The 18,541-nt window shown below is 49.0% G+C and carries 19 protein-coding genes, 2 tRNA genes and 1 pseudogene; 7 read left to right on the top strand and 15 right to left on the bottom strand.

The features are described from left to right. Nucleotides 1-219: pseudogene (locus AC2JF8_RS06595) on the top strand (hypothetical protein); the annotation flags it as partial. Between the two features lie 36 nt (nucleotides 220-255). On the opposite strand, the gene AC2JF8_RS06590 reads toward AC2JF8_RS06595, so the two are convergent. The 5 genes from AC2JF8_RS06590 to AC2JF8_RS06570 form a co-directional block, all read right to left on the bottom strand. Further along, nucleotides 256-489 (bottom strand): cytochrome b5 domain-containing protein, encoded by a 234-nt coding sequence (locus AC2JF8_RS06590; protein ID WP_500762224.1) that lies wholly within the window; start codon nucleotides 487-489, stop codon nucleotides 256-258. A 61-nt stretch (nucleotides 490-550) separates the two neighbouring features. Then, entirely contained in the window at nucleotides 551-1,432 is an 882-nt protein-coding gene (locus tag AC2JF8_RS06585; RefSeq protein WP_500762223.1) for a lysophospholipid acyltransferase family protein, read from the bottom strand. Then, a complete protein-coding gene (locus AC2JF8_RS06580; protein WP_500762222.1) occupies nucleotides 1,429-2,376 on the bottom strand; it encodes a glycosyltransferase family 8 protein in 948 nt (315 codons plus the stop codon). Before AC2JF8_RS06580 ends, AC2JF8_RS06585 begins: the two co-directional genes overlap by 4 nt. A gap of 27 nt (nucleotides 2,377-2,403) precedes the next feature. Next, nucleotides 2,404-3,243 carry a glycosyltransferase family 8 protein gene (locus tag AC2JF8_RS06575; protein ID WP_500762221.1) on the bottom strand — a complete coding sequence of 280 codons (840 nt, stop codon included), beginning with the start codon at nucleotides 3,241-3,243 and terminating at the stop codon, nucleotides 2,404-2,406. Further along, nucleotides 3,244-4,017 carry a lysophospholipid acyltransferase family protein gene (locus AC2JF8_RS06570; RefSeq protein WP_500762220.1) on the bottom strand — a complete coding sequence of 258 codons (774 nt, stop codon included), beginning with the start codon at nucleotides 4,015-4,017 and terminating at the stop codon, nucleotides 3,244-3,246. It lies immediately after the preceding gene. A 266-nt stretch (nucleotides 4,018-4,283) separates the two neighbouring features. On the opposite strand from AC2JF8_RS06570, the gene deoC reads away from it, so the two are divergent. After that, nucleotides 4,284-4,991: a deoxyribose-phosphate aldolase gene (gene deoC, locus AC2JF8_RS06565; protein WP_500762219.1), complete on the top strand. Its 708-nt coding sequence runs from the start codon at nucleotides 4,284-4,286 to the stop codon at nucleotides 4,989-4,991. A gap of 30 nt (nucleotides 4,992-5,021) precedes the next feature. Then, nucleotides 5,022-5,741, top strand: a complete 720-nt coding sequence (locus tag AC2JF8_RS06560) for a GntR family transcriptional regulator (RefSeq protein WP_500762218.1) — start codon at nucleotides 5,022-5,024, stop codon at nucleotides 5,739-5,741. Between the two features lie 106 nt (nucleotides 5,742-5,847). On the opposite strand, the gene AC2JF8_RS06555 is transcribed toward AC2JF8_RS06560, so the two are convergent. From AC2JF8_RS06555 to AC2JF8_RS06520, 8 genes are all read right to left on the bottom strand, one after another. After that, a complete protein-coding gene (locus AC2JF8_RS06555) occupies nucleotides 5,848-6,594 on the bottom strand; it encodes a DUF4097 family beta strand repeat-containing protein (RefSeq protein WP_500762217.1) in 747 nt (248 codons plus the stop codon). Nucleotides 6,595-6,760: 166 nt separating this feature from the next. Continuing rightward, complete coding sequence (locus tag AC2JF8_RS06550) at nucleotides 6,761-8,278, bottom strand: hypothetical protein (RefSeq protein WP_500762216.1); 1,518 nt, start codon at nucleotides 8,276-8,278, stop codon at nucleotides 6,761-6,763. A 2-nt stretch (nucleotides 8,279-8,280) separates the two neighbouring features. Then, nucleotides 8,281-9,144: an ABC transporter ATP-binding protein gene (locus AC2JF8_RS06545; RefSeq protein ID WP_500762215.1), complete on the bottom strand. Its 864-nt coding sequence runs from the start codon at nucleotides 9,142-9,144 to the stop codon at nucleotides 8,281-8,283. A 76-nt stretch (nucleotides 9,145-9,220) separates the two neighbouring features. Beyond that, a complete protein-coding gene (locus AC2JF8_RS06540) occupies nucleotides 9,221-9,994 on the bottom strand; it encodes a DUF4097 family beta strand repeat-containing protein (RefSeq protein ID WP_500762214.1) in 774 nt (257 codons plus the stop codon). A gap of 18 nt (nucleotides 9,995-10,012) precedes the next feature. Then, nucleotides 10,013-10,888 carry a DUF4097 family beta strand repeat-containing protein gene (locus tag AC2JF8_RS06535; RefSeq protein WP_500762213.1) on the bottom strand — a complete coding sequence of 292 codons (876 nt, stop codon included), beginning with the start codon at nucleotides 10,886-10,888 and terminating at the stop codon, nucleotides 10,013-10,015. Then, on the bottom strand, nucleotides 10,888-11,532 hold the full coding sequence (locus AC2JF8_RS06530; RefSeq protein ID WP_500762211.1) for a DUF1700 domain-containing protein: 645 nt from the start codon (nucleotides 11,530-11,532) through the stop codon (nucleotides 10,888-10,890). Before AC2JF8_RS06530 ends, AC2JF8_RS06535 begins: the two co-directional genes overlap by 1 nt. Continuing rightward, nucleotides 11,516-11,839 carry a PadR family transcriptional regulator gene (locus tag AC2JF8_RS06525; protein ID WP_500762209.1) on the bottom strand — a complete coding sequence of 108 codons (324 nt, stop codon included), beginning with the start codon at nucleotides 11,837-11,839 and terminating at the stop codon, nucleotides 11,516-11,518. Before AC2JF8_RS06525 ends, AC2JF8_RS06530 begins: the two co-directional genes overlap by 17 nt. Before the next feature lie 152 nt (nucleotides 11,840-11,991). Continuing rightward, on the bottom strand, nucleotides 11,992-13,074 hold the full coding sequence (locus tag AC2JF8_RS06520) for a DUF4097 family beta strand repeat-containing protein (RefSeq protein ID WP_500762207.1): 1,083 nt from the start codon (nucleotides 13,072-13,074) through the stop codon (nucleotides 11,992-11,994). A gap of 331 nt (nucleotides 13,075-13,405) precedes the next feature. On the opposite strand from AC2JF8_RS06520, the gene AC2JF8_RS06515 reads away from it, so the two are divergent. Beyond that, entirely contained in the window at nucleotides 13,406-13,921 is a 516-nt protein-coding gene (locus AC2JF8_RS06515) for an AAA family ATPase (protein WP_500762205.1), read from the top strand. A gap of 61 nt (nucleotides 13,922-13,982) precedes the next feature. On the opposite strand, the gene AC2JF8_RS06510 is transcribed toward AC2JF8_RS06515, so the two are convergent. Together AC2JF8_RS06510 and AC2JF8_RS06505 are read right to left on the bottom strand one after the other, a co-directional pair. Further along, nucleotides 13,983-14,058: transfer RNA gene (locus AC2JF8_RS06510), tRNA-Lys, on the bottom strand. Between the two features lie 325 nt (nucleotides 14,059-14,383). Next, a tRNA-Lys gene (locus AC2JF8_RS06505) sits at nucleotides 14,384-14,456 on the bottom strand. 136 nt (nucleotides 14,457-14,592) lie between these two features. On the opposite strand from AC2JF8_RS06505, the gene yycF reads away from it, so the two are divergent. The 3 genes from yycF to AC2JF8_RS06490 are packed head-to-tail and all read left to right on the top strand — an operon-like array spanning nucleotide 14,593 to nucleotide 18,541. Then, nucleotides 14,593-15,309: a response regulator YycF gene (gene yycF, locus AC2JF8_RS06500; protein ID WP_500762203.1), complete on the top strand. Its 717-nt coding sequence runs from the start codon at nucleotides 14,593-14,595 to the stop codon at nucleotides 15,307-15,309. Between the two features lie 60 nt (nucleotides 15,310-15,369). Then, entirely contained in the window at nucleotides 15,370-17,226 is a 1,857-nt protein-coding gene (walK, locus tag AC2JF8_RS06495) for a cell wall metabolism sensor histidine kinase WalK (RefSeq protein ID WP_500762201.1), read from the top strand. Continuing rightward, complete coding sequence (locus tag AC2JF8_RS06490) at nucleotides 17,216-18,541, top strand: YycH family regulatory protein (protein ID WP_500762199.1); 1,326 nt, start codon at nucleotides 17,216-17,218, stop codon at nucleotides 18,539-18,541. Before walK ends, AC2JF8_RS06490 begins: the two co-directional genes overlap by 11 nt.

The raw sequence follows: 18,541 nt of genomic DNA, 5'->3' as shown, positions 1-18,541 counted from the left end.
AACGTTTTTGGCATGCGGCGAACCCACCTCCGAGGGCAAGCAAAGGTCGAAAATGACCTAGGTTTAATGCTTATGACCATGAACTTGAGTAAATATTGGCACCGGAAGTGGCCCCAAGGGGCAGCTGAGACCATCAACCGCAATTCAGTAGAGACAAAAAGCAGGCAAATCACTAAAAAGTGGTTTGCCTGCTTTAGTTTATTAAGTCAAAGGATCTAGTTTTTTCCCAGACTCTTTTTTGCTATTTAATAGCAATTAGCCTTCGTAAGTACCAACTTTTTCTAGCTTGCTTAAGACACTCTTACCATGAGGTGATTGGGCGATTAAAGCCGTCATGTCACGACCAGCAACTGCCCCACCAAAGTGTTGCCCATTGGTCCAATATGAATTGCCTGTCACATCGTAAACGTCTCCGTCAATGGCAACATAAGCCTTGTTGTCATCCTTACCATCAAATTTTGCTAAAGTTTCTTTTGTAAATTTTTCCATTTTAATATATCCCTCCGTTAGAACTAACTAAAGATTAGCTGATAACAAAGTTATAGTCAATTTATTTGTTTAGTGCTTTATAGTGGGCACGCCAGCCTGCAATGTCCCACGAGGTAAAGGTGTAGTCAAGTTTGCGGTGGTACGCTTGCTCGTATGCAGTAATTTTTTGTTGATAATCGCAGGTCATCATTCTTTTAGAGTTTTCATTTACACTTAGTTTGGTATCAGGATAAATTACTGGTAATATGTGCACAATATACTTGGTGCGATAAAAGTTGGGGTAGCCCTTTTCAAGCTTGCCGCTGGCCTGAATCTCAGTAAAAGTAGAAATAATAGGAACGTTTTGCGTTGCTGCAAAGTAATAGGCACCACGCTGAGGCTTGCGCGGCTTGCGGTAATTCCACCACATCTCTTGTTCCGGATAAATCAGCACCCAGTGGTTTTGCACAAGGGCATCGTGCAGGTGCCGGGGGAATTCGCGCCCGACGTAGTGGGGGTTCTGAATCAGCGGAATGGTGCCAACGTAGTTCATTAGGTAGCGCAGGATGCCGGGTAATTTCAGGTTTGTGTCCTCAATCGTGACCGCTAACTGGTGGTGCATCTTGCTAGCTAGGCACTTGAGCGGCAATGAGTCAAGCTGGTTGAAGTGGTTGGCCGTAATAATTGCACCGCCTGGCGGCAGGCCACGCAGATTCTCAAGACCGGCGAACGTGGTCGTGGTCGTAAAAAGATGCATCAAGGAGCTGAATAAAAGGTGGCCGATCCGGTTGTTGATCCTACCCTTCAGGCTGGTTTGATCACGCCAAAAGGCACTGACTAATTCCCGGCGTACAGCTAAGGATAACTCGGGATCGCCCACTTCGACCTTGGCGTTCCAGTCGCCCCGGTTTGCGGCGACCTTGATATTTTGAATTACCCGTTCACGATTGCCGCCAATAATCATAGGGTAACGGGTCCTTGTTTTTTGACTTGTGCCCAATTATGGGGATCATTAATGATTTTATCTTCTTTGGCTAGCATCCGCTCGAGCTTAAGCCGGTCGTTTGCACGCTGCTTTTCAGTGTAGTTTACCAGCTCGGCCGTTAATTCGGCATAAAATTGGGTTTCCTTTGCGCTAGCCCAAAAGTATTGCTCATACTGCACGCCAGCAAAGTGCCAGGGCTTAAAGAACAGGTTGTAGTGAACTAAACTGGGCGCTTTTAATGGCGCGGTATGGTCGTTAGGCATTGCATCCCACTTGGGGTCAAGGTGCAGAATGCGCTGGTCACAAATCTCGTTTAGGTAATCCTGGTCGGTGGCAATGCAGTCAAAATGGTATTTTTTAAGCAGGGTAGTGAAGTGATCGACAAACCCCTCTTCGCGGAAGGCTTTGCAGTTCAACACGAGTACGCCGGAATTAATGTAGGTCTTGGGGTCAAGTGCTAAAACTGCTCTAATATAAGTAATCATTTGGGGCACTTCTTGAATTGATGAATCAGCACAAGCCGCAAACAGGTTGTGTCCTAGTTCAATGTCAAAGAGCTTGCCAATGTCATCATTCAGGATCGTGTCGGCATCAATATAAACGGCCTGGTCGTACTGCGGGAAGAGGTCGGGAATGAACAGGCGGTAAAAGATGGTCATCGTAAAAAAGTCGCCCTTGAGGTAATTTTCGCTCCGGTTTTGAATAGGGGCAACAATGTCATCATTAATAGTAACAAATTGAACGTGGACGTTTGCGCTGCCCAGCTGGCATAAGTCTTGCTGGTGCTGGCTTGATAAGTCTTGGTTGAGAAAATACACGGTGTAGTCCCGTTCCGGACTGGCGTGTTTCACTAAGGAGTGCAGTGAAACGGCAGCATATTTAGTGTAATCATCGCTGATGGCATAAAAAACGGGTAGGGTCATATTAAAATCCTTCTTCAAATAAATAACCTAATTTTGAACTAAATTAGCCCTTAATTCAAGGTATCGAATTAAAAGATCATCATATTCATGCAGTTTTAACACCTCATGGACGCGCTTGACCTCCCAGGGCTTCACGGTTTGAGTGTGAAAAACAGGCCAAAAGCGAAAACTGGTGGTAAAGTGTTGAACTACGGTGTCAGGCTGCAGTTTATACTGTTCATTAAAGCGGCGGGGAGCAAGACGCTTCTCGCGGGCCAAATGATTAAGTGCTGACTGATCGGGCAGAAAGATTGTGTGCGTTTGCAGAAGTTGACGTACCTTGGCAAACAGCTTAGTTCTGCGGATTTCAGCTAAGTTGACTAGCAAAACACCCGAGTTGACGTAGTCGAATAGTCGGTGCTCGTGCAGGTTATGGAAAAAGAAGCGGCCCCAGTAGTCGAGGACGCCGACGAACTCTGTGTCTGCTAGGTCCTGCTGGTAGAACTGACTGAGACTACGCCGGACGATTACGTCGGCATCAAGGTAGAGGATGCGGTCTGGCAATTGTGGTACTTCGTCCGCAAAAAGTCTGAGCATGGCGTAAGGGGTAAAGTGCGTGCTCATGTTGGCTACCAGTGGCTGCTTAACAAAGAGTCCAGTGCAGTCGAGCAGCTTTAACGTGTTTTGGGAATTTTGTGCTGTTAGTAAACCTTTGAGGTAATCAGCGGCATGCTTGGAGAAGGGCTTGAACCGCTTCTGATAGCTTTGTGTGTACATCGTTAAGATATAGACGTGGAGTTCTTGTGCCCCGCTATTTTTGAGTAAGGACAGAATGGCAATCAAGATGCCATCTTCGGCGTGGTGATCGCCGCAAAAAAGAATATTCATTTAAATCTCCTCAGGTGTCTGCTGGTAAGCGTAGTAATCATAGTTGTTGAGTCGTGCCCGGGTTTGCATCGCGGAATAAATTTGCGCGTGCAGTCTTTTCTGGGCCTGCTTTTGGGTTAGCTGGCGGTCCGGATAAAAAGGGCCGTCCACGTAAACGGTTATCCGGGGACGCTTGCCCCAACGGGGCCGAGAATAGGTGGTCGTCATGCTAAAGCTGGGCACCTGAAGCATGACGGGGAAGTGCATGCTCGTCGCGGGGAAGGGCCTGATCTTTGTGTAATAGGGCCAAACGTGCGCCTCAGGGTAGATGACGACTGCCTTGCGATCGTCAATCACGTGCTTAACGGCCCGGAGCAATTTGCCGGCCTGCTTAATGCTCTGACCGACGGGCAGGCCAAAGTAGGGCAGAATCAACTTTCCCAGGATGGGGATGCCCCAGTTGGACTCGGCGGCTAGTGCGTAGTAGCTGGAAGCGGGCATAATGCTGAGCGGCAAGACCACATCGCCGAAGACCTGCGTGTGGTTGCCGTAGATAAAGCAGCCCTGTCCTTTTGCGGTCCGCAGCTTGTCTTTGCCCACTACCCGGATGCGTCTAATTAGGCGGACGTAGACCATGCTAATCAGACGGCTGGCGGGGCGGACGACTGCCGACCACAGTTTATTTTTGCCATTTGCAGGGAAGGTAACATAATCCGCCGGCAAGTGGTAATCCTGGCCGCGATTGGTCACGACATCATCATTCAGGCTGTGGTAATAGTATACGTGCTTACCCATGAGGGCCTTCTTTCAATATAAACTATTTGGTAATTCTAACATGAATTGGTTAAGATTAAAAAATTGCGTGGCTGATTGCAAGAGGTTAGTTGCGGGGATGCACACTAGCAACCCGTAGTTAAGAATCAATTGTACTGACATAATTTATTTAACTACTGCAATTTGCACGTCCTGTTTTAAAAAAATCAAAAATTAAGATAATAGTTGACAGCAAATCCAGTACTGGCTACAATCAAATTATGTAATTACAAAAGGAGAATGAAACAATGAAATATACAATTGATGACTTTGCCCGTCTGATCGACCACACCAACCTACACGCCGATGCGACTGCGGCCGACATGGAAAAACTATGCGCTGAGGCCAAGAAGTACCACTTTAAAATGGTAGCAATTAATCAGGTGCAATCTAAGTACTGTGCTGAACAGTTAAAGGAGACAGACATTGATACGGGTGCAGCCATCAGTTTTCCTTTGGGGCAGACCAGCATTGCCAGCAAGCTGTTTGAAACTCAGGATGCGCTGCAAAACGGCGCAAATGAAATTGACTACGTGGTTAATATTACGCAAGTGCGCGCCCATAATTGGGATTACGTTGAGGACGAGATGCGGCAGATGGTTGATTTGTGCCATGAGTACCAGGTGCCGTGCAAGGTGATTTTTGAAAATTGCTACCTCACCAAGGAAGAGATTACGCAGCTGGCGCTCATTGCTAAAAAGGTCAAGCCAGACTTTATAAAAACGTCGACGGGCTTTGGCACCTCCGGCGCCAAGGCGGAAGACGTTCAGCTGATGAAGGAAACGGTTGGCGATGCCGTCAAGGTCAAGGCTGCCGGTGGCATCCGCAATACGGATGACTTTTTGGCTATGATTGCGGCCGGGGCTGAGCGCATCGGTACCAGTGCGGGGGTTAAGATTATCAAAGCGCTCAAGAAGCGGTTTGAGGAGGATGGCATTACGGCAATTGAAGTTTAAATTTGTAATTGAGAAAGTGGATGAAAAGCAGTGACAGAAAAGAACACCCCCAAGTACCAAATAATTGCTGCAGATCTTTTGCACAAAATTCAAACGGGCACATACCCGCAAAATGCACTTATCCCGCCGGAACTTGAACTTGCTGACCACTACCACGTAAGCCGGCCCACAGTCCGCCAAGCCATTGCGTTGTTAGTTAATCAGGGCTACCTAGAGCGTCGACGTAAGCGGGGGACGCTGGTTAAGAAGACTAAGATTGAGCAGGAGTTTACCCACCTGATTGAGAGCTACAGCACGGAGATGAGCGCCAAGGGCATCTACCCCAAAACCAATCTGCTGTATTTTGGCGAGGAAAAAGCAAATGACGAAGTCTGCCAAAATCTGGGCATAGCCCGCGGTGCGGGCGTGTTTAAGCTGGTCCGGCTGCGCTATGCCAATGGCCAGCCCCTGGTCCTGGTCACTACGTATGTGCCCCAAGGACGCATTCCCGAACTGGTCAATTACGACTTTGCCCAGGATTCCTTGTATAGCGCACTGGAAGAGCACCACCTCAAGGTGACCCGGGTAATTAGGAAACTGGAGGTCCTGGAAGCCGGGGAAACGACGGCCAACTTGCTCAACCTTGCAGTCAACAAGCCCGTCTTTTACTTTCACACCCAGGGATTGACCGTTGATGGTCAGCCCATTGAGTTTTCCATTGCAGAGTACCGCGGCGACCTTAACTCCTTTGTGATTGACGTCCGGCGCTAGGCTCAATCCGCTTCTAAATATAAAAAGCCTTGTTTTTTGACGCAGCTTTATCCCCAATAGGGATATTCAAGCGTCAGAACAGGGCTTTTTGCTTAACTAAATTACGTCACTTAACCTTGATTGAACCAACTTCAGCCTTAGCGGTTAGCGTGGCTGTGCCATCAGTTTTTTGGCTGAAGCGGTGTCCGACGCGTTTACTGTGGTATGAAATCGAGCCAATCTCAGCGGCTAGGTCAAAGCCCACGTCCGGGGAAGCAAACAGCGTCAGCGAGCCGCTCTTCAGGTTAATGGAGCTGGATCCGCGCAGGCCAGCCGTATCAATTTTGGCGGAACCAGCTGCAACTTCGGCATCAAAAGTCAAAGCGCTGTGGCTGATTTTGAGGCTGCCGGCCTCCAGGGCAATGCGGGATTTCTGCTCGACCTTCACGCTGTCTAGGACGGCTGACCCGGCAGTTAGCTCCAGAGTCAAGCGCGCTGCGTCTAGCTGGGTCAGCTTGAGGCTGCCGGCTGCGGCGTTAATGGCAACCTGTTCGAGCTGGATGCCGTGGGGCACCGTGACCACGATGCGGGGAAAGTGCTCCGGCGAATCAATTATCGACCGGTGACTCTCTTCGCGTATGACCAGCTGTGAAGCGGTCACCCGGACTTTGACGTAGCTTTTGTACTTGCCGCTGACCGTGACGTGATAGGCCTTGCCTAATTGTACCTGGACACTGAAGGCCGCCGTGTCAATGTCAATACCGGTGAAGGGCTCGGGCTCAAATTCACGGGGCTCGGGGTCCTGATCGTTAGTGCTGATAGCTTGTGCACCGTCTTTGCTGGCATTTAATATGCTCTTTAAAAAATTACTCATTGTTGTTTACCGCCTTTCGCTTAATTAATCTTATTAAACCTTAATTTTTTTATAAATACTAGCTCATTTAAGCAAGCGGTCGATTTGGGTGGTCAAGCGGTCGATTAACGTGCACGTCTGCCATAGCGGTTGACTTTGTCAGCGCAACGCTAAGGCGAGGTGGGACTTAACTCTTTAGGCAGATTCTTTTAAGGACTAGCAACCCCAGTGCCATTCCGCCATAAATCCAGCCTGCTACTGAATTGTTACCGATTATTGGTAATAGGCTAGTCAGTCCGTTTAAGTAAACAAAGCAAAATATTACTACGAAGAAAATGAAGGGGCGGCTGCTTTTGCTCAGTAGTCCTAAAAATTGGGCCAGTGCACATATAAAGACGCTAAAGAGAATTAGCATTAACACACTACTGCTAGACTTGATCATCACGGGAAGCAATGACAGCAGCGTAAACAGCAAGCCGCTCAGGTACTCAAAGCGCTGCTGCTTACGTGGGCCCATGGGGATCGTCTTTAGCCAATTTAAAAAACCGGATTTCGCAGCCTGGGAGCCCAGGTTACCGAGCAATGGCATTTCGGTTAGGATGAGCAGGGGCATGACGACTAGTTGAACCAGGGAAGAGGGGCTAAACCAGGCCATCAGCCATAAAATTACCAACAATGCCTTATTGTATTTGGGCAGGAGGCGCCATAATTGCAAGAAGGGCGCTAATACCAAGGAAACAACGGGAGCTCTACTACCGACCGTTAGTTTATCGCCCCTTATCTTTTTCCCGGGTTCAAGGGTAGTCAACCACTTGTTCTTGTTTTTGGGAATGGCTGCCAACCTGCGCCGGCATTTGTGCGATGCAAAAAACAGAACGGTTAGTGCAAGCAGCATCAGGCACAATAGCAGTTGGAGGACAAGCACCGGCGCGTCTTGCTGGGTGAAGCTAATAGCGTGAAAGATCAGCTCATTTCTCCCGGTTTGCTTAACGGCGCCGCTGCTCAATAGCATTGTTTGGCGCAGGGGGTGGCCAGTGGCCTGAATGCTGGAATCTTCAATCATCTTAAAGAGGTAGCTGCCTGATGGGTTGATTAGCTTGAGGAGCAGCGAGTCATAGTTTGTTGCACTGATGCCGTAACACAATAATGAAAAGAAGCTGACAAGTATGATGCCCAGGGTGCCGTTTAATCCAGGCACAGCACCCATAAACAGCGATAAAGCAGAGATAAGCAGCACGCAGGGCAACATGGTCAAAAAGGGCGTAATGAATTGAGCCCAGTCTATGTGGCCGCCCGGAAACTGTAAAATTGTTATAAAGCATGCGCCCAGGACGACGACACACCATAGAAGCAGCAACAACAAGCAGTTGGAGAGGAATTTGCTCATAATATATTTAACCTTGGAAAATTCGACTGAATTCATCAAGACCGCAACGTTGCTCTGCTGGTCAATGCTATCCGCATTCCTCAGAAACAAGTAACTTATTATCGGTAAACATAATCCTAAAACCAGTGCCACACTCACGGGTACCCACGTGGGGTTGCTTGCTTGCAAGTATGTGTTCGGATCAAGAACAAAAACCTTTAGTGGTCCGCTGGTTCGCGGATAGCTCAGCACTGTTGCTATTAAGGCTAAAACAATTAAACTCCAGTAAGAAAAGCGGCGACTGCTTTCTAGGAAAGCTGCCTTAACAATTCTGACCATCTCTACTCACCGCTTTCCAGAATGGCTAAACTGGCATCTTCTAGACGGGGCGTGACGTTTACAGCGTGGGAATTCGGTGTAGCTGCAGAGACAACCCGAACATGCAATCCGTCGGATGCTTGTGTTATTGAGCTGACCTTCGCTAGGCTCTGGGGCAACTGATCGGGGGGCAAAATGTATTCCCAAACAGAATTTTTAACCTTCTGAAGCAAAGTGGCGGGAGTGCCCGTAAATAGTAATTGTCCCGACTTCAAGACAATCAGCTTGGTGGCCACGGCCTCAATATCTGAAATGATGTGCGTAGACAAGATGACGATGTGGTCGACGGCTAATTCGGATAAGACGTTGCGAATTGTCGACCGCTCTAATGGATCTAGCCCAGCTGTAGGTTCATCGACAATAATTACTTTAGGGTCACCGAGCAAGGTGGCTGCTATTCCCACTCTTTGCCGCATGCCACCGGAAAAGTCTCCTAGTCTTTTTTTGCCAACGTTTGCTAGGTGAAATTTTGCTAACAAACTGGTAATCTGCTTCTTGCTCCTGCTACTAGGTATGCCTTTTATTGCGGCAACGTACTGGAGGTATTCAACAGCCGACAGGTGAGCATAATACGGTACGTGCTGCGGCAGATAACCTAGTGAAGAGCGCATTACCCGGGGATGTTCGAGAATATTTTCCCCGTTTAGGTATATTTCTCCTTTCTGGGGCGTTAAAAGCGTTGAAATAATCTGCAACAGGGTTGATTTACCCGCGCCGTTTGGACCGATTAACCCGATTAAACCCCCCGGGGTTAAGTCCAAATTGATGTTATCTAAAATATTTTTCCTGCCATAGTGCAAAGACACGTCTTCTAATTTTATTTCCATAATTTCTCCTTAATTAAGTCATAGGGCTTATAACTAATGTGAATAGTGAGAGCTAAACGGTACGGTTGGAAATCATCTAGTTAACCTTGATGGCCCCGACTGCCGCCTTGGCCGTCAGCGTGTTTTTGGTGCTTGTCCCGTGGCTGAAGTGGCGTCCGCGGTTTTGTCCGTGGTAAGAAATTGTTCCCACGGTAGTTGAAAAATCATAGCCGCTTAATGGGGTCGCGGTCATGGTTAGAGAACCCGCGTCTAGGTTGATGCGGCTTGCGCCGTGCAGCTTAGTGCGGTCAATCTTGGTTGATCCGGCTGCAACCTGGGCATTGAGCTTTAAGGCACTGTCCGCAATTTTTAAACTGCCGGCCTTCAGCACCGCCTTGGCTTTATCACGCACAGTCACGTCAGTCAGGCTGGCTGAACCGGCTTCCAGGTCCAAGTCCAGATTTTCCAGGACAACGTGGGAAAGCGTTGCGCGTCCCGCCGCGGCCGTAATCGTGGCTTGTTTGAGGCGCGCAGTCCGTGGCACGGTGACCGTGATCACGGGATCGTAGTTGAAGAAGAAGTGACCAGGATGGTGCTTGGCTTCACGGATTACGAGTCCATGGTTTGCGACCCTAACCGTGACTTCTTCCTTGTATTTGCCGGAAACGGTGGCGTGGTAAGAAGCACCCGTGCGCACGTTGACGCTGTAAGCGGCGGTGTCTGAGTCAATCTGGGTGAAGGGGGCTAGCTGCACCTGTCGGGCGTTAGGATCGGTCTTGCCGGCCCAAAAATGCATTGCAACGGTTCCGAGGCCCACGAGCACAATACCGATTGCGAGGATGGTGAGGCCGATTTTAGCTGTCTTTTTCATAGTTAAATTCCTTTTTGGTTAATCAATGGTAATGTCGCCTTCGCTGCATTCGACCTTCAGTGTAGGTGCGCCCGTGACCGCCTTGTGATAGGAGCCCTCGTAGTCGTTTCCGTGCAGCGTAATATCGTCATCATCAGTTGACGAGAGGTCGTAGCCGAGTCTCTGATCTGTGGTCATATCGAAGTCGCCCTCGTCAACTCTAAACGAGCTGCTGCCCAGCAGCCGCGAAGCGCTGATGGTGACGTCCCCTTCGTCTGAGCGGGCCGCTAATTTGAACTTGCTGCCCCTAATCGTGGTATCGCCCTCGTTGACCGTCAGCGAGCCGCTGGACAGAGCGGAGTTATTAATCCTGACGTCGCCCTCTTCCAGTTCAAGGGCGATATTATGGGCCTTGACGTTGGCAAGGGTAGCGTCGCCCTCATCTAGGCGGACATCGATCTGGTCAATGGTCAGGTCCTTCAGGTCCAGGTCGCCCTCGTCGCCGTGGCCCGTGATTTTATTCAGCGCGTCCCGGTCGGGAACCGTGACGTCGACGCGGGCGGTCAGATTGTTATTCCAGTTGATGCCAAAGAACGAGTGCTGGTTGGTGTCGGTGACGGTTAACTCTCCGTTAGCCGCCTTGACCCTGATCGACTTGGCGTTGGGTCCGCTGACGGTTACGCGATAGCCGTTACCCGGGTGAACGTGAATGTCGGGCATGAACAGGTCGAGGTTGATCTGGCTAAATTTGCCCGTTTTGTAAGTGCGCGTCACGGACTTGCCGCTTATCGTGTGCCAGGGGGTGCTGAATTCGTTTGCTCCGACGGGTTGGTTACCGTTATTGAGCAGCCCGACGACCAGCAAGATGAGGCCGACAACCATAATTGAGCCGCTGATTTTAGCTGATTTTTTCATTACTTATCCTCCCGGTGTTTTCTAGAATTGGTCTTGTAGTACTTGTTTTTAAAAATCTTCTTGCCCACGTACTGAATGAACCGCGTGCATTCAGCAATCAGCCACCGCACAAGCCTGGCGATGAACGGTGCCAAAAAGAGTGCGGCACTGAGGGCAATAAGGGCCGCGCCAATGTAGAAGCAGCCGATGGCCCAATTGGCGGTGAATAAAAAGGTGACGGACTTGATTAAAGTGAGGCCCCCGCCGACAAAGAGGCCAAAGACCAGACCCATGAAACCGACGAATAGCCCAAAACAGGTGGCTAACAGGGCGATAATGACAGCCAGGGCCGCGATCACCAGGGGGATGCCGATTGGGGCCGCGCAAATGCCCAGGAGAATGTACCAGATTGACTTGAGGTTAGACTTTGAAGCGTTGCGGCTGGCATTACGCTGCGGTTCATCCGTGGTCGAATAGTCGGCCAAGATTTTGTGGGCCAGCTGTTTAGGCGTGCCCAGTTCCTGCTCAATCTTAGTCCGGCTGGCAAAGTCGCCGTCCAGCAAAAATTCCCGGTAGAATTTGCTAACGTCCTTGCGGTCGGCGGCCGGCAGGTCAGACAGGTGCTTTTCTAATTCAAAGATGTAGTCATCAATTATTGTGGTCATTGTTCTCTCCTAGTACCCGATCTATGTTCTTGCTGAATTGCGTCCATTCGTTTTGGATTGTTCGCAATAACGCAATTCCATCGTCAGTTATGTGGTAATAGCGCCGGTTGCGCCCCTGGAAGGGCTCATCGTAGGTAACGAGGCAGTTCTGCTTTTTTAAGCGGCGCAGGACCGGGTAGATCGTCGATTCCGATATGTCAAAAATCGACTGGACGTTCTGGGTCAGCGCGTAGCCATACAGGTCATCCTTCTTGAGGAAGGCTAAGACCGCACCGTCTAACAAACGTGTTGGAATTTGTATTGCCATACTTTAGCTCCTTTAATATTATATGTTAAATAGTATTATAATTTTTTAGATGATGATTTGCAATAAAAAACTGCTTTTTTTGCGCAAATAAATAGGGTAGAACCAATGATTCTATCCTATATTTGATTAGTTAAAGCTAAGTGGTGCCAGGACTAGTGGATAACGATGTCCCCGTCTTCTAGGCGTGCCTGAAGCGAGTCGCTCTGATCGCTTGGGCTGGCAAAATTCCTGCCGATATTTGACCTGTGGTAAATGATGTCGCCCGCTTTTGTGGCCAGTTGATAACTAATATCGTGCACTATTGCCCGCAAAATCAGGTCGCCCTCTGTCGCCTTGATTAGGTTTTCACCGGTAAGCTGGCTTTGTGCAATGCTGATGTCACTCTCCCGCGCTTCCAGGTTTAGGTTGGCGTGGCACTGGGCGATGTTGATATTGCCGGTGCAAGTTTGCAGCATTGCCTGCTTGAGCAGGCTGCGCCTGAGCGTGACGTCACCATCGTGCATCCTGAGCGAAGCTGTGCTGATTTTTGACTGTGAAATGGCAATATCGCCCTCCTTGGAAGCAACGATCAGTTCTTCCGCAACGTTAGCGTTGTTGAGGAGGACGTCGCCGTTGTCTAAGTCGAGCGTCATGTTTTGCAGCTGCAAGTTCTGCAAAATCAGGTCGCCATTGTGGCTGTGGCCGCTGACCTTGACTAATGCGTCCGGCCTGGGAACGGTGATGTCAACCCGGCCAGAATCGTTGCGCCAGCTAAACGAGATGATGTGTTTGGGGGACGCAGGTGAATTTTCCTTGACCAGCAGGGTTTGGTTGACCACCTTCACGTCAATGGGCTGGTCACGGAAGTCCGTTACCTTGACCTGAAACTCTGTTCCGGGGTGAATGGTTACGTCCGCTCCGCGCATTTCAAGCTTGACTTGGGTAAAGCTGCCGGGTGCAATTGTGCGGCACGCTAACGGATTTCTTTCAACGTGAAAGCCGTGAAGGTGGTTGCTGCTGGCATTGGTTTGGCTCGTAGGGGCAGCAGAGCGGGCTAGTTCAGAGTAGTCCTGCACAATTTTGGGGCCCAGGTCTGCGGGCTGGCCCAATTCTGTGATTATTTCTTTCTTTGTCTGAAAGTCTCCATCTAGCAAAAAGTCCCGGTAAAAAGCGATTGTATCGTGCTGCTGAGTTTCTGACAGGCTGCCTAAATTTCTGGCCAGGGCGGCAATGTAATCATCGATTATCCGAAGCATAATTCTTCTCCCGTAAAAAAGTGGTAAAGCTATATATACTATTATTATACCTGTTTTTGCAAAATTATTAAGCGATTATTAAAGATTATGAATGCGCTTGCCCCATAAATTAGTGGATGCGAAATTTTGCTTTACGCAGCCATTTCTATGTCGCCTATTGCATAAACTAATTTAGCGTTGGAATTAGCTTCCAATTGCTGAGGTTCTGCACTTCGGGGCAACTGATTTTACGGTCCAGCATTGTGGCGGTGGCAGCGCGAATAGTATAAACTACCTGTCATGAGTATTACTGACTGCATGATGACTGTGCAATCAAAGTTTGGACGTGAACATGATGAAACCTACTTTAATTTTAATCAGGGGAAACTCAGGCAGCGGCAAAACTGCCCTAGCGGATAAATTGCAAGGGCAGCTTGGTTATGAGCGGAGCCTGCTCCTGCATGAAGACATTCTGCGCCGGCAAATTCTGCATGAAAACAAAAATCCTGCGGCGCCAATTACGGAGTTGATCAGGCTAATGGTCAACTTGGGCGAACGGAACTACCAAGTAACTATTCTAGAAGGAATCTTGTCCAAAGAAAGATACGGGGAAGCGCTGGAAGAAATGATTCGGCAATTTGCTGGCCGCACGCTTGCTTACTATTTGGCCGTGCCGTTTGAACGAACCGTTTTGAATAATGCGCGCAAAAATGTGCCCTTTTCGCAGCAGCTGCTAAAGCAGTGGTGGCGCGCAAACGACTACTTGGATATTCATGAGCGCAGGCTCATGAACAATGACTTGGTGGAATCGGTGGCACGGATACTTGCGGATATTGGCCAGGAGGGCCTAGGTGGTCCGAGCTCTTAACGCCTGGTGCCAATAAAAAGGGCAACAAAAAAGCACCGCCTTCTCGCAGTGCCATTTGTTATGGTGGGTGGCCAGGGGTTCGAACCCTGGACCCACGGATTAAGAGTCCGTTGCTCTGCCAGCTGAGCTAGCCACCCGTTGTCAAACTCCGTTGACAGTTAATTATGATAGCAATTATTTTGCCGTTTGACAAGACCTTTAGGGTAAAAATTTGCGCTGATGCAAAACAAGCGTGGGCTTAAGCAGGCACATTAAAATAGCAAGCAGTTTACGTGCCTAATTTGTGTATCATAAAGGAAAAGAGTTATAGTGGCCGAACCTTTGCGCACCTGTTACAAAATTGCCTTGCCCGCAATTATTGGGTCTACATCGCAAGGTGGCAGTGCTGTGTACTAATTTACGCATAATAGGCAGCAAAACAAAAAAACAGCAATCACCACCGATTGCTGTTTTATGTTATGATGGGTGGCCAGGGGTTCGAACCCTGGACCCACGGATTAAGAGTCCGTTGCTCTGCCAGCTGAGCTAGCCACCCAAATGTGTTGTTACATAACCAACGAAAACTATTATGCTATTATTTGGGCTAAATTGCAAGCCTTTTTATTAAGTTTTGGTGATTTTTTTGGCTAATAAACTAAAAACCAGTATAATATACGAAAAGGGGGCTTTCGATGTCAAAAAAAATTCTCGTTGTTGATGACGAAAAACCGATTTCTGATATCATTAAGTTTAATTTAACCAAGGAAGGGTTCGACGTCGACACCGCTTACGATGGTGAAGAGGCCATCAAGAGGGTGGATGAGTATAATCCCGACCTGATGATCCTCGACTTGATGCTGCCCAAAAAAGATGGCTTAGAAGTTGCACGCGAGGTAAGACAGACACACGATATGCCCATTATCATGGTAACCGCCAAGGATACCGAGATTGATAAGGTTTTGGGCCTGGAAATGGGTGCGGATGACTATGTCACCAAGCCGTTTTCCAACCGTGAATTGGTTGCCCGGGTCAAGGCCAACTTGCGCCGGCGCAGCATCACCAAGAAGGTTGAGAGCGCCAGCGAAGATGCATCAAGCAAAAACATTAAGATTGGCAACCTGGTGATCATGCCCAACGCCTATATCGTTGAAAAAGAGGGCAAAAAGATTGAGCTTACCCACCGTGAGTTCGAATTGCTCTATTATCTGGCGCAGCATATGGACCAGGTGATGACGCGTGAGCACCTGCTTCAGACCGTTTGGGGTTACGACTACTTCGGCGATGTTCGAACCGTGGACGTAACCGTCCATCGTCTGCGCGAGAAAATCGAGGATAATCCCATCTTGCCGCAGGTTTTAGTGACCCGTCGTGGCGTTGGTTATTATGTCAAGCAGCCTACTGAAGACTAATGAAGAAAGCCCGCAATTATTTTGTGCATGGCTTTCTTTTTATATTGCACCTAGTAAATCATGAAAAAAATCAAGAACAAGTTTAAGCATTTAACAATTTCTATTAACACCACTCTCGCCATCGTTTTCATGGCGATGATTATTGCTACGATTGAAGTGATCGGGGCTTATTTTACGCGGCAGCTCGAACAAAACAGCATTGAAAGCTTTCAGTCTTCGATTCAGGTGCTGCCGATCGTTACCAACCAGTTGTCGACCCAGCTGCTGAAGGACAACAAGCGTACCGATAGCAACTTGAACCGGATCGTTAACGACTACAGCAACGGTATTGGGACCATCAGTGAGATTATCGTTGTTGATAATAAGGATATCATTCGGGCGGTCTCTAACCTCAATGATAAAAACCGGATTGGTCAGCGTGTCAATAACAGTCTGGTCAAGCAGGTAACCTCAACGGGGCGGCAGGCAACCAAGGTGGTGAACAATCACGGCGACTACATGATTCAGGTAACACCTCTGTCTGCAGGCAACGGGTCTGCCAACACTGTTGGCGCAATCTATGTTCGCGCGTCGATGCAGGGGGTCTTTAACGACCTACGCAACATTTCGCTCATGTTCTTGGTTACCTCACTGATTGCGGCGGTGATGGGCGCAATCCTATCGCTGGTAGTCTCGCATGCGATCACAAAGCCAATTGAGGAGATGCAGAGCCAGGCTCTGAACATTGCCGACGGGGATTATTCCAGCCAGGTAAAAATCTATTCAAACGACGAATTAGGTCAGTTAGGCCAGGCTTTTAACACCCTGTCCATCAGGATTGAACGTTCGCAGGAAGAATCGGAAAGCGAACAGCGCCGCCTGGATAGCGTCTTGTCCCACATGAGCGATGGCGTTTTGGCAACGGACCGGCACGGCAATATTAATGTTGCTAATCAGATGGCCCTCAGCTTTTTGAACACGGTGGAAGAAAAAATCATCAATAAGCCGATCGCAGCGGTTTTAGGTCTGGAGGAATCTTCCCAGGACCTGATTTCGAGCCAGAAGGGTATTGTTGTTACTATTAATAAGGACACGCGCGACGAGGTGATATTGCATGCCAGCTTTTCCCTCATCAAGAGGGTAACGGGCTTTGTTTCCGGCAGTGTCTGCGTATTGCACGATATAACTGAGCAGCAGAAGAATGAAAATTCGCAGAAACAGTTTGTTTCTAACGTTTCGCACGAACTGCGTACGCCCCTGACCAGCATGCATGCGTACATTGAGACCCTGAACGAGGGTGCATGGAAGGATCCGGAAGTTGCGCCTAAGTTCCTGCAAGTTACGCAGGAAGAAACGGAGCGCATGATCCGGATGATTAGTGAATTGCTTAGCCTGTCGCGGATGGATCGGGGCGTGTCCAAGGTTGACTTTGAGTGGGTCAACTTCAACGACTTCATTGCACACATCCTCGACCGCTTTGACATGATTGTGAAGACCGATGAAAAGGCGGGCAAGAAGAAGTACACGATTCGGCGCGACCTAGGTACTCAGGCACTGTGGGTTGAGATTGACACCGATAAGATTGCGCAGGTCATCGATAACATCATGAATAACGCAATCAAGTATTCACCTAACGGTGGCGTAATTACAGTTAGATTGCATCACGATCAGCATCGAATTATTCTGAACATTTCCGACCAGGGCCTGGGTATTCCACGTGAAGACTTAAGCAAGATCTTCGACCGTTTTTACCGTGTTGATAAGGCCCGTTCGCGGGCTCAGGGCGGAACCGGCCTCGGGCTGGCAATTGCCAAGGAAATTATCGAGGCGCACCATGGCCAGATTTGGGCAAGCAGCAGCGAAGGCAAGGGATCAATCTTTAGTATTGCCTTACCTTATGAGCCGATGAGTGAGGAGGATGATTGGGATGAAGTCTAAGTTAAAAATTGGTGACGTGCTGCTATTGGTGGGTACCCTGTTTGTTTTTCTTCTGTCGATTGTCCTGTGGATTTTTATTATGACCAACGACCAGTACTTTAGTCACATCAGCCAGACTAGCAGTGTAACGCAGCATTCGCGCAATCGGATTATCTATAATTTGTACATCCCGACCAGTTCTTATGGCTATGAGGACGGGCAGCTATACCGGCTTTATGACGCCAAGAAGAACCTGCCCCTGGAGTTTATTCGGGAGTTAAAGGGCGTTAAGTACCGGGGAATCGATGAGGTCAGCACCTCGCCTAAGAAGTACGAGCAGATGCTCAACAGTCCGGACTATGTTCAGCTGACTTTTCCCAATGAGATTAGTGTGAACCTGTTCGCCAAGAAGAACCTAAAAAAGGATGATAGAAAGTTTCGCCGGATCTTCGTGTCTGCAAGCAACCATTACCTCTACCTGGGCAACGACAAAACTGCTACCGTTTACCGGGCGAAACTGGTTAAGGCTGACTTTAGCCGGCTGCGCACCTATGCGCGTAATGCACACGGCAAGCTGCCGGTCAAGTTTGTCCGCTTAAAGGACAGTTATGAGGTCTCTTATACCAGGCAAGAACGCTGGCGGGTATACAGCTACCTGACGAACAGTCAGACCGATTCCTACTTTGTTTCGCGGCTTTTTGGTACTAACAATGTGACGGCCCGGTCCAGTAAAAGGGGCTGGACCACCTATTCGCTCAACTACTATACCAAACTGCGCGTGCCCGAGGCCAAGACCAACAGGCACGACTTCCGCTATACGCGTTATGAAAAGCAAAAGAACCTGACGGTTAACAACCGCTTGCTTGACAGCGTCGAATATGTTCATAAGCTGGGGTTGAGCGAACAAGACCTGCGCTATTTTGATACGGTTGGCGAGTCCGTGAGCTACATCAACTACATTGAAGGCATTCCGGTCTTTTTGGGCGATCATAACCCGCAGGTGACTACGTCCCTGTCTCCGGAAGCCGTGGACGTTGCCTTTAACAGCATGGACCTGCAGATTCCCATACCGTTTGACGGGCAGACGCGGACGCTTCCGACCAGCGCAGCCGCTATGCAAAGGCTGTCTAACGCCGGCCTTAGGCATACGGAGATTCAGCGTGTGATTGTTGCCTTCCACGTGGAGCAGGATAACAGCCACGATAACCTGATCAATCTGGTTCCGACGTATTACGTGAAGGCCTATAACCAGTGGAAGAGCATGGCAGAATGGGAAAAGCAGGATTTTGCCGCTCTGGACAAGGCGAGCCAACCGGCTGCGAAGGGAGGAGACTAA

The organism is Lactobacillus sp. CA30L (assembly GCF_059900845.1).
The sequence above is the reverse complement of the archived record's forward strand: the minus strand, read 5'-3'. Positions and strand labels throughout refer to the sequence as shown.

Coding starts and splice junctions, on each gene's coding strand:
- AC2JF8_RS06590 (WP_500762224.1), bottom strand. CDS start 489: ATGGAAAAATTTACAAAAGAAACTTTAGCAAAATTTGATGGTAAGGAT.
- AC2JF8_RS06585 (WP_500762223.1), bottom strand. CDS start 1,432: ATGATTATTGGCGGCAATCGTGAACGGGTAATTCAAAATATCAAGGTC.
- AC2JF8_RS06580 (WP_500762222.1), bottom strand. CDS start 2,376: ATGACCCTACCCGTTTTTTATGCCATCAGCGATGATTACACTAAATAT.
- AC2JF8_RS06575 (WP_500762221.1), bottom strand. CDS start 3,243: ATGAATATTCTTTTTTGCGGCGATCACCACGCCGAAGATGGCATCTTG.
- AC2JF8_RS06570 (WP_500762220.1), bottom strand. CDS start 4,017: ATGGGTAAGCACGTATACTATTACCACAGCCTGAATGATGATGTCGTG.
- deoC (WP_500762219.1), top strand. CDS start 4,284: ATGAAATATACAATTGATGACTTTGCCCGTCTGATCGACCACACCAAC.
- AC2JF8_RS06555 (WP_500762217.1), bottom strand. CDS start 6,594: ATGAGTAATTTTTTAAAGAGCATATTAAATGCCAGCAAAGACGGTGCA.
- AC2JF8_RS06550 (WP_500762216.1), bottom strand. CDS start 8,278: ATGGTCAGAATTGTTAAGGCAGCTTTCCTAGAAAGCAGTCGCCGCTTT.
- AC2JF8_RS06545 (WP_500762215.1), bottom strand. CDS start 9,144: ATGGAAATAAAATTAGAAGACGTGTCTTTGCACTATGGCAGGAAAAAT.
- AC2JF8_RS06540 (WP_500762214.1), bottom strand. CDS start 9,994: ATGAAAAAGACAGCTAAAATCGGCCTCACCATCCTCGCAATCGGTATT.
- AC2JF8_RS06535 (WP_500762213.1), bottom strand. CDS start 10,888: ATGAAAAAATCAGCTAAAATCAGCGGCTCAATTATGGTTGTCGGCCTC.
- AC2JF8_RS06530 (WP_500762211.1), bottom strand. CDS start 11,532: ATGACCACAATAATTGATGACTACATCTTTGAATTAGAAAAGCACCTG.
- AC2JF8_RS06525 (WP_500762209.1), bottom strand. CDS start 11,839: ATGGCAATACAAATTCCAACACGTTTGTTAGACGGTGCGGTCTTAGCC.
- AC2JF8_RS06520 (WP_500762207.1), bottom strand. CDS start 13,074: ATGCTTCGGATAATCGATGATTACATTGCCGCCCTGGCCAGAAATTTA.
- AC2JF8_RS06515 (WP_500762205.1), top strand. CDS start 13,406: ATGATGAAACCTACTTTAATTTTAATCAGGGGAAACTCAGGCAGCGGC.
- yycF (WP_500762203.1), top strand. CDS start 14,593: ATGTCAAAAAAAATTCTCGTTGTTGATGACGAAAAACCGATTTCTGAT.
- walK (WP_500762201.1), top strand. CDS start 15,370: ATGAAAAAAATCAAGAACAAGTTTAAGCATTTAACAATTTCTATTAAC.
- AC2JF8_RS06490 (WP_500762199.1), top strand. CDS start 17,216: ATGAAGTCTAAGTTAAAAATTGGTGACGTGCTGCTATTGGTGGGTACC.